Origin of the sequence: Cronobacter dublinensis subsp. dublinensis LMG 23823 (assembly GCF_001277235.1) — a bacterium.
Lineage (GTDB): Bacteria > Pseudomonadota > Gammaproteobacteria > Enterobacterales > Enterobacteriaceae > Cronobacter > Cronobacter dublinensis.
Genome location: NZ_CP012266.1, coordinates 3,227,219 through 3,241,322, shown reverse-complemented (window position 1 = coordinate 3,241,322; position 14,104 = coordinate 3,227,219). Strand labels below are relative to the sequence as shown.

At 63.1% G+C, this 14,104-nt stretch carries 12 protein-coding genes; 7 read left to right on the top strand and 5 right to left on the bottom strand.

The window, feature by feature from the left end:
* Nucleotides 1-6: 6 nt before the first annotated feature.
* Complete coding sequence (tal, locus tag AFK67_RS14915) at nucleotides 7-957, bottom strand: transaldolase (RefSeq protein ID WP_007717634.1); 951 nt, start codon at nucleotides 955-957, stop codon at nucleotides 7-9.
* 282 nt (nucleotides 958-1,239) lie between these two features.
* Here tal and maeB point away from each other — a divergent pair, with 282 nt between their 5' ends.
* Nucleotides 1,240-3,519, top strand: a complete 2,280-nt coding sequence (gene maeB, locus AFK67_RS14910; protein ID WP_007717636.1) for an NADP-dependent oxaloacetate-decarboxylating malate dehydrogenase — start codon at nucleotides 1,240-1,242, stop codon at nucleotides 3,517-3,519.
* Nucleotides 3,520-3,644: 125 nt separating this feature from the next.
* On the opposite strand, the gene fepC is transcribed toward maeB, so the two are convergent.
* From fepC to fepD, 3 genes are read right to left on the bottom strand one after another with little or no spacing between them, the layout of a single operon-like run.
* Entirely contained in the window at nucleotides 3,645-4,436 is a 792-nt protein-coding gene (fepC, locus tag AFK67_RS14905) for an iron-enterobactin ABC transporter ATP-binding protein (protein WP_007717639.1), read from the bottom strand.
* Entirely contained in the window at nucleotides 4,433-5,425 is a 993-nt protein-coding gene (gene fepG / locus AFK67_RS14900) for an iron-enterobactin ABC transporter permease (RefSeq protein ID WP_038883091.1), read from the bottom strand. Before fepG ends, fepC begins: the two co-directional genes overlap by 4 nt.
* On the bottom strand, nucleotides 5,422-6,429 hold the full coding sequence (fepD, locus tag AFK67_RS14895; RefSeq protein WP_032966898.1) for a Fe(3+)-siderophore ABC transporter permease: 1,008 nt from the start codon (nucleotides 6,427-6,429) through the stop codon (nucleotides 5,422-5,424). Before fepD ends, fepG begins: the two co-directional genes overlap by 4 nt.
* A gap of 107 nt (nucleotides 6,430-6,536) precedes the next feature.
* On the opposite strand from fepD, the gene entS reads away from it, so the two are divergent.
* On the top strand, nucleotides 6,537-7,781 hold the full coding sequence (entS, locus tag AFK67_RS14890) for an enterobactin transporter EntS (protein ID WP_007717645.1): 1,245 nt from the start codon (nucleotides 6,537-6,539) through the stop codon (nucleotides 7,779-7,781).
* Between the two features lie 26 nt (nucleotides 7,782-7,807).
* Here entS and fepB read toward each other — a convergent pair whose 3' ends face one another.
* Nucleotides 7,808-8,749: a Fe2+-enterobactin ABC transporter substrate-binding protein gene (gene fepB / locus AFK67_RS14885; protein ID WP_193352263.1), complete on the bottom strand. Its 942-nt coding sequence runs from the start codon at nucleotides 8,747-8,749 to the stop codon at nucleotides 7,808-7,810.
* 205 nt (nucleotides 8,750-8,954) lie between these two features.
* On the opposite strand from fepB, the gene entC reads away from it, so the two are divergent.
* The 5 genes from entC to entH are packed head-to-tail and all read left to right on the top strand — an operon-like array spanning nucleotide 8,955 to nucleotide 13,777.
* Entirely contained in the window at nucleotides 8,955-10,121 is a 1,167-nt protein-coding gene (gene entC, locus AFK67_RS14880; RefSeq protein WP_007717656.1) for an isochorismate synthase EntC, read from the top strand.
* 9 nt (nucleotides 10,122-10,130) lie between these two features.
* Nucleotides 10,131-11,735: a (2,3-dihydroxybenzoyl)adenylate synthase gene (locus tag AFK67_RS22940; RefSeq protein ID WP_007717659.1), complete on the top strand. Its 1,605-nt coding sequence runs from the start codon at nucleotides 10,131-10,133 to the stop codon at nucleotides 11,733-11,735.
* 9 nt (nucleotides 11,736-11,744) lie between these two features.
* The gene (locus AFK67_RS22935; protein WP_007717662.1) at nucleotides 11,745-12,614 is read left to right on the top strand and encodes an isochorismatase; all 870 of its coding nucleotides are present in this window, start codon (nucleotides 11,745-11,747) and stop codon (nucleotides 12,612-12,614) included.
* The gene (gene entA, locus AFK67_RS14865; RefSeq protein ID WP_007717664.1) at nucleotides 12,611-13,363 is read left to right on the top strand and encodes a 2,3-dihydro-2,3-dihydroxybenzoate dehydrogenase EntA; all 753 of its coding nucleotides are present in this window, start codon (nucleotides 12,611-12,613) and stop codon (nucleotides 13,361-13,363) included. The genes AFK67_RS22935 and entA overlap by 4 nt, the downstream gene beginning before the upstream one ends.
* Entirely contained in the window at nucleotides 13,364-13,777 is a 414-nt protein-coding gene (gene entH, locus AFK67_RS14860) for a proofreading thioesterase EntH (RefSeq protein WP_032966900.1), read from the top strand. It begins immediately after the preceding gene.
* The last annotated feature ends 327 nt before the right edge of the window (nucleotides 13,778-14,104 follow it).

Here is a 14,104-nt window from a genome sequence, read left to right as displayed (position 1 = left end):
CAAAAGTTAAAGTTTGGCGGCAAGCAGATCTTCAAGTGAACGCTGGTCGACCGCAAACTGGCGAATGCCTTCAGCCAGTTTTTCGACCGCCATCGGGTCCTGATTATGTTCCCAGCGGAATTCCGCTTCGGTCATCGGTGCCGGGCGGCTAAAGCCCTGCGAGGCCGGGATAAGCTTACGGTCAACCGGCGCGTCGCTCTCCTGGAGTTCTTTGAGCAGATTCGGGGAGATGGTCAGGCGGTCACAGCCCGCCAGCGCCAGGATCTGCTCGGTGCGGCGGAAGCTCGCGCCCATCACGATGGTCTGGTAGTTATGCTGCTTGTAGTAGTCGTAGATGTTACGCACTGACTTCACGCCCGGATCTTCATCCACGACATACGGGTCCATCGGTTTGCGGGTGTTGTACCAGTCGTAGATACGCCCGACGAACGGCGAAATGAGATAGACGCCCGCTTCGGCGCAGGCGCGCGCCTGGGCAAACGAGAAGAGCAGCGTCAGGTTGCAGTGGATGCCTTCTTTTTCCAGCTCCTCCGCCGCGCGGATGCCTTCCCAGGTCGAGGCGAGCTTGATCAGAATGCGTGATTTATCGATGCCCTGGTCCTGATAAAGCGCTACCAGATGGCGGGCTTTGGCGATGCTTTTTTCTTTATCGAACGACAGACGGGCGTCCACTTCGGTGGAGACGCGCCCCGGAATGCTTTTCAGAATTTCCGCACCCACATTCACTGCCAGTTTGTCGCTGGCCTGCGCCACGATTTCCTTCTGGGTGCTGCCGCGCTTCTTACCGTATGCCAGCGCGTCCTCGAACAGATGCTGGTAGTGCTCAAGGCTTGCGGCCTTCAACAGCAGCGATGGGTTGGTAGTGGCGTCTTCCGGCTGATAGCTGCGAATCGATTCAATATCGCCACTGTCGGCGACTACGGTGGTGAATTGTTTAATACCTTCGAGTTGGTTCATTTTGCTACTCCTTGAAAAGCAAAGATTTTGAGGGGCGCTGTCAATGTCGCCCGCCGGGATCTCATCAGGGACATAACAAAAAAGCATAGCAGACGCACATAGCAATGCTTTCCCGAACCAGCAACATGGCTGCTATAAATTGATAACATCAAGGGGTTGCATGACGCAGAGTTTAACGGTCTTCAAAGTTTGCCCGTCTGTTAAGGGCGATACTGTCGGCCTGGTTAAGCGAACGTGCGACCTGCCGCTTCGTACCCTGCAAAAAGAAAAAGGATCAGCACAATGGATGAACAACTCAAGCAAAGCGCCCTCGATTTTCACGAGTTTCCGGTTCCAGGCAAAATTCAGGTTTCCCCGACCAAACCGCTGGCGACCCAGCGCGACCTCGCGCTCGCCTATTCGCCAGGCGTCGCCGCGCCGTGTCTTGAAATCGCCGCCGACCCGCTGGCCGCCCACAAATACACCGCGCGCGGCAACCTGGTGGCGGTTATCTCCAACGGCACGGCGGTGCTGGGGCTTGGCAATATCGGCGCGCTGGCCGGCAAGCCGGTAATGGAAGGCAAGGGCGTGCTGTTTAAGAAATTCGCAGGCATCGACGTGTTCGATATCGAAATCGACGAGCACGATCCGGATAAAGTCATTGATGTGGTGGCGGCGCTGGAGCCAACCTTCGGCGGCATTAACCTTGAAGATATCAAAGCGCCGGAGTGTTTTTACATCGAGCAAAAGCTGCGCGAGCGCATGAATATTCCGGTGTTCCATGACGATCAGCACGGCACCGCCATTATCTGTACCGCCGCGGTGTTAAACGGCCTGCGCGTGGTGCAGAAAAATATCTCCGACGTGCGGCTGGTGGTCTCGGGCGCGGGCGCGTCCGCCATCGCCTGTATGAACCTGCTGGTGGCGCTCGGTATGCAGAAGCACAACATCGTGGTGTGCGACTCCAAAGGCGTTATCTACAAAGGGCGCGAAGAGAACATGGCGGAAACCAAAGCCGCCTACGCCATTGAAGATAACGGCAAGCGCACGCTCGGCGAGGTCATCGAAGGCGCGGATATTTTCCTCGGCTGCTCGGGCCCGAAAGTCATGACCCAGGAGATGGTCAAAAAGATGGCCGCCTCGCCGCTGATTCTGGCGCTCGCCAACCCGGAGCCGGAAATCATGCCGCCGCTCGCCAAAGAAGTGCGCCCGGACGCGATTATCTGTACCGGCCGCTCGGATTTCCCGAACCAGGTCAACAACGTGCTCTGCTTCCCGTTCATCTTCCGCGGCGCGCTGGACGTGGGCGCGACCGCCATTAACGAAGAGATGAAGCTCGCGGCGGTCCACGCCATCGCCGAGCTGGCGCACGCCGAGCAGAGCGAGGTGGTCGCCTCAGCGTATGAGGACCAGGAACTGTCGTTCGGCCCGGATTACATCATCCCGAAACCGTTCGACCCGCGTCTTATTGTGACCATCGCGCCAGCGGTGGCGAAAGCGGCGATGGACTCCGGCGTGGCGACTCGTCCGATTACGGATTTCGACGCCTATAAAGACAAGCTCACCGAATTTGTCTACAAAACCAACCTGTTTATGAAGCCGGTGTTTAACCAGGCGCGTAAGGATCCCAAACGCGTCGTGCTGACCGAAGGCGAAGAGCCGCGCGTGCTGCACGCCACCCAGGAGCTGATCACGCTGGGGCTCGCGAAGCCGGTGCTGATTGGGCGTCCGGGCGTTATCGAGATGCGCCTGAAAAAACTCGGTCTGCAAATGGAAGCCGGAAAAGATTTCGAGATTGTGAATAACGAATCGGACCCGCGCTACAAAGAGTACTGGAACGAGTACTACGCCATCATGAAGCGTCGCGGCATTACGCAGGAGCAGGCGCAGCGCGCTGTGATCGGCAACAGTACGGTCATCGGGGCCATCATGGTGCATCGCGGTGAGGCGGACGCGATGATCTGCGGCACGATAGGCGATTATCACGAGCATTTCAGCGTGGTTCAGCAGATTTTCGGCTACCGCGACGGCGTGAAGGCCGCGGGCGCGATGAATGCGCTGCTGCTGCCGAGCGGCAACACCTTTATCGCCGATACTTACGTGAACGACGATCCGACCCCGGAACAGCTCGCGGAGATAACGGTGATGGCGGCGGAAACCGTGCGTCGTTTCGGCATCGAGCCGAAAGTGGCGCTGCTGTCGCACTCGAACTTCGGTTCATCGGATTCGCCCGCCGCCAGCAAAATGCGTGAGACGCTGGCCCTGGTGCGCGAGCGCGCGCCGGATCTGATGATCGACGGCGAGATGCACGGCGACGCCGCGCTGGTGGAAAGTATTCGCAACGACCGTATGCCGGACAGCCCGCTGAAAGGGTCGGCGAATATCCTCATTATGCCGAACGTCGAGGCGGCGCGTATCAGTTACAACCTGCTGCGCGTTTCCAGCTCCGAAGGCGTGACCGTCGGGCCGGTGTTGATGGGCGTGGCGAAACCCGTGCATGTGTTAACGCCTATCGCCTCCGTGCGCCGTATCGTGAATATGGTCGCGCTCGCGGTGGTCGAGGCGCAAACCAACCCGCTGTAACCGGTTGATGGCGGGTGGCGCTTCGCTTACCCGCCCTACGGCGCTACGGTGCGATGGCTTTGTCATTCGTAGGGTGGGTAAGCGCAACGCACCCACCGTTTACCAAAGCGCACCCACTCTCCACTTCACCGCCGCCCGAGCGGCACCACCAGCGGCGTTCCGGCCACCGGATCGTCAATAATCATGCAGCGCAGCCCGTAAATCGCCTCGATAAGCGCTGGCGTCACTATCTCCTGCGGCGCGCCTTCCGCCACGATTTTCCCGTCCCGCAGCGCAATCAGGTGACTGGCGTAACGACACGCCTGGTTCAGGTCGTGCAGCACCGCGGCAAGCGTATATCCCTGCTCGCGGTTCAGCGCGCTCAACAGCTCCAGCAAATCAATCTGATGGCTGATATCAAGCCAGGTGGTCGGCTCGTCGAGCAGCAGAATCGACGTCTCCTGCGCCAGCACCATCGCAATCCACGCGCGCTGGCGCTGCCCGCCGGAGAGCGTGTCGACGCTCTGATCGGCAAGCGCCGTCACGCCGGTCGCGGCCATCGCCCGCTGCACCGCGCGCTCGTCCTCGTCCCGCCAGCGGGTAAACAGCGGCTGATGCGGATAGCGCCCGCGCGCCACCAGCTCCTGTACGGTGATATCCCCCGGCGCGCTGGCGTTTTGCGACAGCAGGCCGATGCGTCTTGCCACCTCTTTCGTGGCGAAGCGCTGAATAGCCTCGCCGTCGAGGCGCACCTGCCCGGCGACAGGCTTCATCAGGCGGCTTAACGTGCGCAGCAGCGTCGACTTGCCGCAGCCGTTCGGGCCGATAATCGCGGTGAACTTCCCGTCGGGAATGGCCACATTCAGCCCTTCCGCCACGCGGAAATCGCCATAGCCCAGCGTGAGCGCTTCACCGGTTAAACGCGAGGTTGTGGTCATCTCTTGCGTGACTCCTGTAGCAACAAGGCGATGAGGTAAATCCCGCCCAGACAGACGGTGACGGTCCCTACCGGTAACTGGTAAGGCTTAAAGAGATACTGCGCGCAGAGATCGGCGCCCAGCAGCAGCAGCGCGCCGCACAGCGCCGCCTGGGTGAGCCCGAAGCGCGCGGTACCGCTGACGCGACGGGCGATATGCGGGGCCACCAGCGCGATAAACGAAATCGGCCCGGCCATCGCCGTCGCGCCTGCGGTCAGGATCACGCCGGTCAGCATCAGCAGCAGACGCGAGCGCTCCACCGACACCCCGAGCGCGCAGGCGCTGTCATCACCCATCTCTAAAAGCCGCATTCGGCGTACCAGCAGCGCGCTCGCGAGCAACGCCAGCAGCAACAGCGGGGCGGCGGGGAGGGTTTTCCCCCAGGTGATGCCGTTCAGCGAACCCGCGTTCCAAAGACCCGCTGAGAGCGCCGTCTCAAGCGACGCCTGCAGCAAAAGCCAGATGTTGAACGCCACCAGCATCGCGCGCACGCCGATGCCGATAATAATCAGGCGGAAGGTATCAATGCCGTTGCGCCAGGCGAGCAGCCAGACGATAAACGCGGTCGCCATGCCGCCTGCGACGGCGGAAAACGCGATGGCGGTCTGATGCTGACCTGCCAGCACCATCGCTACCAGCACGCCGCTCCAGGCGCCGGTATTGAAGCCCATCACGTCCGGGCTGCCCAGGGGGTTGCGCATCAGCGACTGGAAAATCGCGCCGCTCACGCCGAGCGCCGCGCCCAGCAGCAGCGCCATCGTCACGCGCGGCAGACGCCATTCGGTCACGATAAGCGAGACGTTGCGCGGCGCGTGACCGCTGAGCGCCTCAACGACCTGCGAAGCGTCGAGCGTCACCGCGCCCTGCGTCAGCGCCCAGACGCCGAGCCCGGCGCACAGGCTTAACGTCAGCAGGCAAAACAACCACAGGCGAGGGGGTACCGGCCTCATAACGCCACCCCGCCGCGCCGCTGGCGCACCAGATAAATCAGCGCGGGCGCGCCGATAAACGCGCTCATCACCGATACCCGCAGCTCGCCCGGCACAATCAGGCGGCCGATGATGTCCGCCAGCAACAGCAGCGAGGGGGTGGCGAGCAACGTCACTGGCAGCGACCAGCGGTGATCTGTGCCCACCAGCCAGCGCGCCAGATGCGGCATCATCAGCCCGATAAAAGCGATGGGGCCGACCACGGCGGTGGCGCTGGCGCACAACAGCGTAATAGCGATAAGCCCGAGCGCCTGCGTGCGCGCCACCCGGCTGCCGAGCGCCGTGGCGGTGTCGCTGCCCATGCTCAGGCTGTTGAGACTGCGGCTTAGCAGCAGCGCGATAATCGTCCCCAGCGCAACGACCGGCGCGATAGCCTTCAGTGTGACCAGCGTGCGGATATCAAGCGAGCCCGCCTGCCAGAAGCGCAGCTGGTCATAAACCACCGGGTTTAACAACGCAATACCGTTCGAGAGCCCTTCCAGCACCGCCGCCAGCGCGACGCCCGCGAGCGTCAGCCGGACCGGGCTCAGCTGGCCGCCGCCCGCGCTGCCGGTAAAGGCCACCACAAGCGTCGCCAGCAGCGCGCCGCACAGCGCCAGCATCAGGATCTCCAGCGGATCGCTCACGCCCCACAGCGCCGCGCCGAGCACAATGGCGAAACTGGCGCCGGAATTCACGCCGAGCAGGCCGGGGTCGGCCAGTGGGTTGCGGGTCAGGGTTTGCATCAGCGCGCCGGCGAGCCCAAGCGACAGCCCTGCGACGAGGCCCGCGAGGGTCCGCGGCAGACGGGCGTCAAGCACGATGGTGCAGTCCGCGCCGCGGCAGGTGCCGGTCAGCGCGTTCATGACGAGAGAAAAGGGCAGGGATTTGGCACCCGCCAGCAGACTGAAGGCGACCATCAGCAGCAGCAATAAAAAGAGACACAGCAGGACAACCATCCTGGTGGAACAGCGAGAGGCCGACATAACGCACACCCTGGAACCGATAATGATAGTTATTATCACTCTTATCTGGCTATGTTAGCATGGCCGTCCCGTTATCCGGCAAGGAAAATTCGCGTTAAGGCCCTGTAATGAACCGACATTCGCTGCTGCTTAATCTCTCGTTATTGAAAACGCATCCCGCTTATCGTGCCGTCTTTCTGGCGCGGTTTATTTCCATTCTCGGCCTCGGCCTGCTCGGCGTGGCGGTGCCGGTACAGATCCAGACGCTCACCGGTTCGACCTTTCAGGTCGGTCTCGCGGTGACGCTCACCGGCGCTGCGATGTTTATCGGGCTGATGACCGGCGGCGTGCTGGCTGACCGCCACGAGCGCAAAAAGCTCATTCTGCTGGCGCGCTCCACCTGCGGCGTCGGGTTTATCGGGCTGTGGGTCAACGCCATGCTGCCCGCGCCGTCGGTGACCGCCATCTATCTGCTCGGACTGTGGGACGGCTTTTTCGGGGCGATCGGCGTGACCGCGCTACTGGCGGCGACGCCCGCCATCGTCGGACGGGAAAATCTGATGCAGGCGGGGGCTATCACCATGCTGACGGTACGGCTCGGGTCGGTGATTTCGCCGCTGCTCGGCGGGATGCTGCTCGCCTGGGGCGGTGTGGCCTGGAACTACGCGCTGGCGGCGCTCGGCACGTTTCTGACGCTCCTGCCTCTGCTTACGCTCCCGGCGCTGCCCGCGCCGCAGATGCAGCGCCAGCACCCGCTGCGCGCGCTGGCGGACGGCCTGCGATTTCTTGTCGCAAGCCCGATCGTCGGCGGCGTGGCGCTCATCGGCGCGCTGCTGACGATGGCGAGCGCGGTGCGCGTGCTTTATCCGGCGCTGGCCAGTCACTGGCAGATGGCGAGCGGTGAAATCGGTGTGCTTTACGCCGCCGTGCCGCTCGGCGCGGCGCTGGGCGCGCTTACCAGCGGCGGGCTGGCGCACTCCCTTCGTCCCGGCCGCACGATGCTTATCGCCTCGGTGCTGGGGCTGGCGGCGGTTGGCGTGTTCAGTCTGATGCCCTGGTGGCCGCTGGCATTTGTCTGCCTGGCGCTGTTCGGCTACCTGAGCGGCATCAGCTCGCTGATTCAATACCAGCTTATTCAGCTTCAGACGCCGGATCACATGCTCGGGCGCATTAACGGACTGTGGACCGCGCAAAACGTCACGGGCGACGCCATCGGCGCGGCGCTGCTGGGCGGCATGGGCGCGCTGCTCTCGCCGGTCAGCTCCGCGAGCGCGGGCGGGCTGGGGCTCGCGGTTATCGCTATCGTATTGACGCTGCTCTTTAGCGAGCTGCGTCGTCTGCGTCAGGCCCCGCCGCCACCGGCGCAGGCGTAACAAAAAGGGGCCAGGCGGCCCCTTTTTTATGCTTTAAACAGCGTCTCAAGCCTCTTCAGCAGCAGGCTGGCGCTGTAGTAGTCGAGACGGAAGGTTTCGGTGCCAAGCGCGTAGACCCGTTTGTGCTGCACTGCCGGAAGATGCGCCAGCAGCGGATCGCGCATTAGCGCCGCCGCGTCGTTATCATCGCCCGCGAACAACAGCAGCGTCTCGCCGTTAAGCCCTGCCGCCAGCGTCTCCCCGCCGAGCTGAATGATATCGTGGCGTTTGCCCATGCTGGTCAGGCCGTGCGCGGCGGGCGGTGGCGCGAGCGTAAAGCCGAGCTGGCCGAGCAGTTTTCCCTGCGCCGAATCTGCGGTCCAGAGATTCGCGCCGTGCGCCGCCGGGTTATAGACCAGCGCGCTCACGGGCTGCGGCGGCAGTGCCATGTGCGTTTTCGCCTGCGCGAGCTGTTTATCAAACTGCGCGATGCGCGCGGCCGCCTGTTTCTCATGGCCGGTGATCTCGCCAAGCTGGGTTAACAATTGCTGCCAGCTTTTGTCGTCGTAATTAATCACAAGCGTCGGGGCGATAGCGGAAAACTGCTCATAGAGCGCCAGCGCGGAATCGCCGCCGGTGGCGCTGACCAGAATGAGATCCGGCATCTGCGCGGCCACGGCTTCGGCGTTCGGCTCGCCGATATACAGCCGTTCTACGTGACGCGCTTTCGCCACTTCTCCCCACTGGCGCAGGAACCCCTGGCCGTCGGCGACGCGGTTGCCCGGCGAGGTGGCGCCGCTCGCCACGACCGGCGCGTCAATCGCCAGCAGCGACCCGGTCAGCGTGACGCTGGTCGAGACAATACGCTGCGGCGCTTTATCAAGCGTCTGCACGCCGCGGCTGTCGGTTATCTGGCGCGGCCAGTCCGCCGCCTGTGAAAGTGAGGAAATTCCTAAAACCAGCAGGCTGGCGGCGAGTATGGCGCGCAGGGAGAAAGTGAACGTCACGACAACATATCCTGTCAGAAGAGTTAATAATGCTTCTCATTTTCACCATTTGTCGACGGGATGCAAGCGACGCCGCCGCCCTGAATTCGCCTCTGCGGTTGACATGCCCGCCATTTCGCCTTAGGTTACGCCTCCAAATACAAATGATAACAATTATCAGTTCTCTTTTTTGGTACAGGAGGAGCGCATGGACACGTCACTGGCCGGGGAGTGCCGCAAGGCTACCGCATCCCTTTCATCTGACAGCTTTTTCTTCATGTCGCCTTATCACAGTTTCACGACCCGCGGCTGTTTCGCGCGGATCGATACGCCAGCCGTAGATGGCGAAGCCCGCCATGGTGTGTTTCAGACCGCGCTGCGCGACGCCTTTGACCGCGCCCGGCGTAGCGGCATTGCGCGCCCGATGGTGGTCGGGGCGATCCCGTTCGACACCCGCCAGCCTTCCGCGCTGTTTATTCCCGAAAGCCGCAGCGACTTCACGCCCGCCGGTTATGCGCTGCCCGAACGCGCCGCCGCGCCGCGCGTGAAAAGCCGTACAGAACTCCCGGAGCAGGAGGCGTTTATGGCGATGGTGGCGCGCGCCGCCGCGCTGACCGACACGCCTGAGGTGAGCAAAATCGTGCTCTCCCGGCTTATCGACCTTACCACCGACACACCGCCGGACAGCCTCGCGTTGCTGGCGCGGCTGGTGGCGCAAAACCCCGCGAGCTTTAACTTCCACGTGCCGCTGCCGGATGGTGGCACGCTGCTTGGCGCGAGCCCGGAACTGCTGCTGCGCAAAGATGGCAATACGTTCAGCTCGCTGCCGCTGGCGGGCTCCGCGCGCCGCCACGCCGACGCGCGTGAGGATAACGCGGCCGGGCAGGCGCTGCTTTGCTCCGCCAAAGACCGGCACGAGCATGAACTGGTGACGCAGGCGATGCGCGACCTCCTCGTGCCGCGCAGCCATCGCCTGGCGATGCCGGGCGCGCCGGAGCTTATCACCACGCCGACGCTCTGGCATCTCGCGACGCCGGTCGAGGGCGAGACGCGCTTTGCGGACGATAACGCGCTGTCGCTCGCCTGCCTGTTGCACCCGACGCCCGCGCTAAGCGGCTTCCCGCACGAGGCGGCGAAAGCGTCTATCGCCGAACTGGAGCCGTTCGATCGCGAGCTGTTCGGCGGCATCGTCGGCTGGTGTGATGCCGAGGGCAACGGCGAGTGGGTGGTGACCATCCGCTGTGCGCGGCTGTGCGGCAATCAGGTCCGGCTGTTCGCGGGCGCGGGCATTGTCCCGGCGTCCGACCCGCTTTCGGAGTGGCGCGAAACCGGCACCAAACTCTCCACCATGCTTCACGTTTTAGGGCTTCACTGAGGGCTGCGCATGACTATTCCTTATACCCGCTGGCCGGATGATTTCGCCGCGCGCTACCGCGCCAAAGGCTACTGGCTCGACCTGCCGCTCACCGATATTGTGAGCCGCCACGCGCAGAGCGCCGCGACCGCGGTTATCGACGGCGAGCGCCGCTTCAGCTATCGCGAACTGGACGCTGCCTCCAAGCGGCTTGCGGGCGCGCTGTCGCGCCGTGGCCTGAAAAACGGCGACACCGCGCTGGTGCAGCTTGGCAACGTGGCGGAGTTTTACATTGTCTTCTTCGCGCTCTTGAAAATCGGCGTCGCGCCGGTCAATGCGCTCTTCAGCCATCAGCGCACCGAGCTTGACGCCTACGCGCGCCAGATTGCGCCCGCGCTGCTCATTGCCGACCGCGAGCACGCGCTCTTTGCCGATGACGCTTACGCCGACGCGCTGGCCGCGAAAACGCCAACGCTGCGCCTGACGCTGCTGCGCGGCGATACCCTGGAGGCGCTTATCGCCGAGCCGCAGGCCGGTTTCACACCCGCGCCATCTGCCGCCGATGAAGTGGCGTTTTTCCAGCTCTCCGGCGGCAGCACCGGCACGCCGAAGCTTATTCCGCGCACGCACAACGACTACTACTACAGCATCCGCCGCAGCACAGAGCTCTGCGCCTTCAGCCGCGAGACGCGCTATCTCTGCGCGCTGCCCGCCGCCCATAACTACCCGTTAAGCTCGCCCGGCGCGCTCGGCGTGTTTTTCGCCGAAGGCTGCGTGGTGCTGGCGCGCGACCCAAGCGCGACGCTCTGCTTCCCGCTGATTGAACAGCACCAGATTAACGTCACCGCGCTGGTGCCGCCCGCCGTCAGCCTCTGGCTGCAGGCCATTCAGGAGTGGGGCACCAATCGCGCGCTGGCGTCGCTTAAGCTCCTGCAGGTCGGTGGCGCGCGGCTCTCCGACACGCTCGCCGCGCGTATTCCGGCGGAGATCGGCTGCCAGCTTCAGCAGGTGTTCGGCATGGCCGAGGGGCTGGTGAACTACACCCGCCTTGACGACCCGGATGCGCGCATTTTCACGACCCAGGGCTGTCCGATGAGCCCGGACGATGAAGTCTGGGTGGCCGATGAAGATGGCAATCCGCTGCCGCGCGGCCAGGTGGGGCGCCTGATGACGCGCGGCCCGTACACCTTCCGGGGCTACTACAACAGCCCGGCGCACAACGCCAGCGCCTTTGACGACAACGGGTTTTACTGCTCCGGCGATCTGATAGCGATTGACGAACACGGCTACATCACCGTTCAGGGCCGCGAGAAAGATCAGATCAACCGCGGCGGCGAGAAGATCGCCGCCGAAGAGATAGAAAACCTGCTGCTTGGACATGAGGCCATCGTCCACGCGGGGCTGGTCTCGATGGAAGACAGCCTGCTCGGCGAGAAGAGCTGCGCCTATATCGTCACTAACCGGGCTGTTAAAGCGGTGGAGATCCGCCGTTATCTGCGCGAGCTGGGCGTCGCCGATTTCAAACTGCCGGACCGCGTGGAGCGCGTCGATGCGCTGCCGCTCACGCCAGTCGGCAAAGTGGATAAAAAACAACTGCGTCTCTGGCTGGCGGCGCGCCAGTCTGCAACCGAGTAAGGAAAGAAAATGGCTATCCCTAAACTGAACGCCTATGCGCTGCCGGGCGCAGCGGATCTCCCGCAAAACAAAGTCAGCTGGGCCTTTGAGCCGCAGCGCGCGGCGCTGCTTATCCACGACATGCAGGAGTATTTCCTTAATTTCTGGGGCGAGAACTGCCCGATGATTGAACAGGTGGTGGCGAATATCGCCGCGCTGCGCCAGTACTGCAAAGCGCAGGGCATTCCGGTGTATTACACCGCGCAGCCGAATCAGCAGAGCGACGCCGACCGCGCGCTCTTAAACGACATGTGGGGGCCGGGGCTTAATAACCATCCCGATAAACAAAAAGTGGTGGCGGCGCTCGCGCCAGATGCCGACGACACGGTGCTGGTGAAGTGGCGTTACAGCGCCTTTCATCGCTCACCGCTGGAGCAGGCGCTGAAAGAGATGGGCCGCGACCAGCTGATCATTTGCGGCGTCTACGCGCATATTGGCTGCATGATCACCGCCACCGACGCTTTTATGCGCGATATCAAGCCGTTTATGGTGGCCGACGCGCTGGCCGATTTTAGCCGTGAAGAGCATCTGATGGCGCTGACGTATGTCGCGGGCCGCGCCGGGCGCGTGGTGATGACCGCCGACCTGTTGCCCGACGCTGAGCCTGACGTGCCGGACAGCAAAGCGGCGCTGCGTGCGCGGGTATTGCCGCTGCTGGATGAGTCCGACGAGCCGGAAGATGACGAGAACCTCATCGATTACGGGCTCGATTCCGTGCGCATGATGGCGCTCGCGGCGCGCTGGCGCAAAGTGCATGGCGATATCGACTTCGTGATGCTGGCGAAAAACCCGACCATCGACGCCTGGTGGGCGCTGCTTTCCAGGGAGCCGCAGGCATGACGCTGGATTTCAGCGGCCAGACGGTCTGGGTCACGGGCGCGGGCAAAGGCATCGGCTACGCCACCGCGCGGGCGTTTGCGCAGGCCGGTGCGACGGTGACCGGCTTCGACCTCGCGTTCCCGCATGCCGATTATCCGTTCGCCTGTGAGACGCTCGACGTGGCGGATGCCGCCGGAGTGGCGGCGGTCTGTCAGCGTTTGCTGCGGGACGACGCACGCCTCGACGTGCTGGTGAACGCGGCGGGCATTCTGCGCATGGGGGCCACGGACGCGCTCGCGCTGGACGACTGGCAGCAGACGCTCGCGGTGAACGTCGGCGGCGCGTTTAATTTTTTCCAGCAGACGATGGCAACATTCCGCGCGCAGAAGCGTGGGGCTATCGTGACGGTCGCCTCGGACGCCGCGCACACGCCGCGTATCGGGATGTCGGCGTATGGCGCGTCGAAGGCGGCGCTCAAGAGCCTGGCGCTGACCGTGGGGCTGGAGCTGGCGTCCTGCGGGGTGCGCTGCAATCTGGTGTCGCCGGGCTCGACCGATACCGATATGCAACGCACGTTATGGCACAGTGACGATGCCGAACAGCAGCGCATTCGCGGGTTCGCGGAGCAGTTTAAGCTCGGTATTCCGCTTGGAAAAATCGCGCAGCCGCAGGAGGTGGCGAACACGATTTTGTTCCTGGCCTCCGATCTGGCCAGCCACATTACGCTGCAGGATCTCGTTATCGACGGCGGCTCAACGCTTGGGGCATAAATGATCTGGAAACGTCACATGACGCTTGAGGCGCTCAACGCGACCAGCGTCGGCACGCTAGTGGAGCATCTCGGCATTATCTATACCCGCATCGGCGACGATTTGCTGGAGGCGACCATGCCAGTGGATACCCGCACCCATCAGCCGTTCGGTCTGTTGCACGGCGGGGCCTCGGCGGCACTCGCTGAAACGCTCGGCTCGATGGCGGGTTACCTCACCACCCGCGACGGGCAGTGCGTGGTGGGCACCGAGGTCAGCGCGTCGCATCACCGTGCGGTATCGCAGGGCCAGGTGCGCGGCGTCTGCCAGCCGCTGCATCTCGGGCGACAAAGCCAGTGCTGGGAAATCGTAATTTTCGACGAGCAAGGACGGCGCTGCTGCACCAGCCGGTTGAGCACGGCAATTCTGGGATAGCACTCATTGTCGGGTTTGTCGGTTCTGTTGATGTTGTAGGGTGGGTGCGCTTCGCTTACCCACCCTACGAAAATAACACCTTCCCCCCAACCTTCAGCACTGAGCGCGGATGCGAGGGGGTTATTGCGGCTTCGCTTACCCGCCCTACGGTTACGCGGGTTTTATAAGGCGTTTGCGATCCGCTTAACCGCCCCCGCGGCGTAACACCCCGCGCATCATTATCCCGTGATCCCGCTAACAGACTGGCGTAAATCCTGGCGGCTGGCGCGCGTTTCTCTGCACCCTACATTGTTAAATTCTTTTTAGTGATATAGAAACAAAATGTAA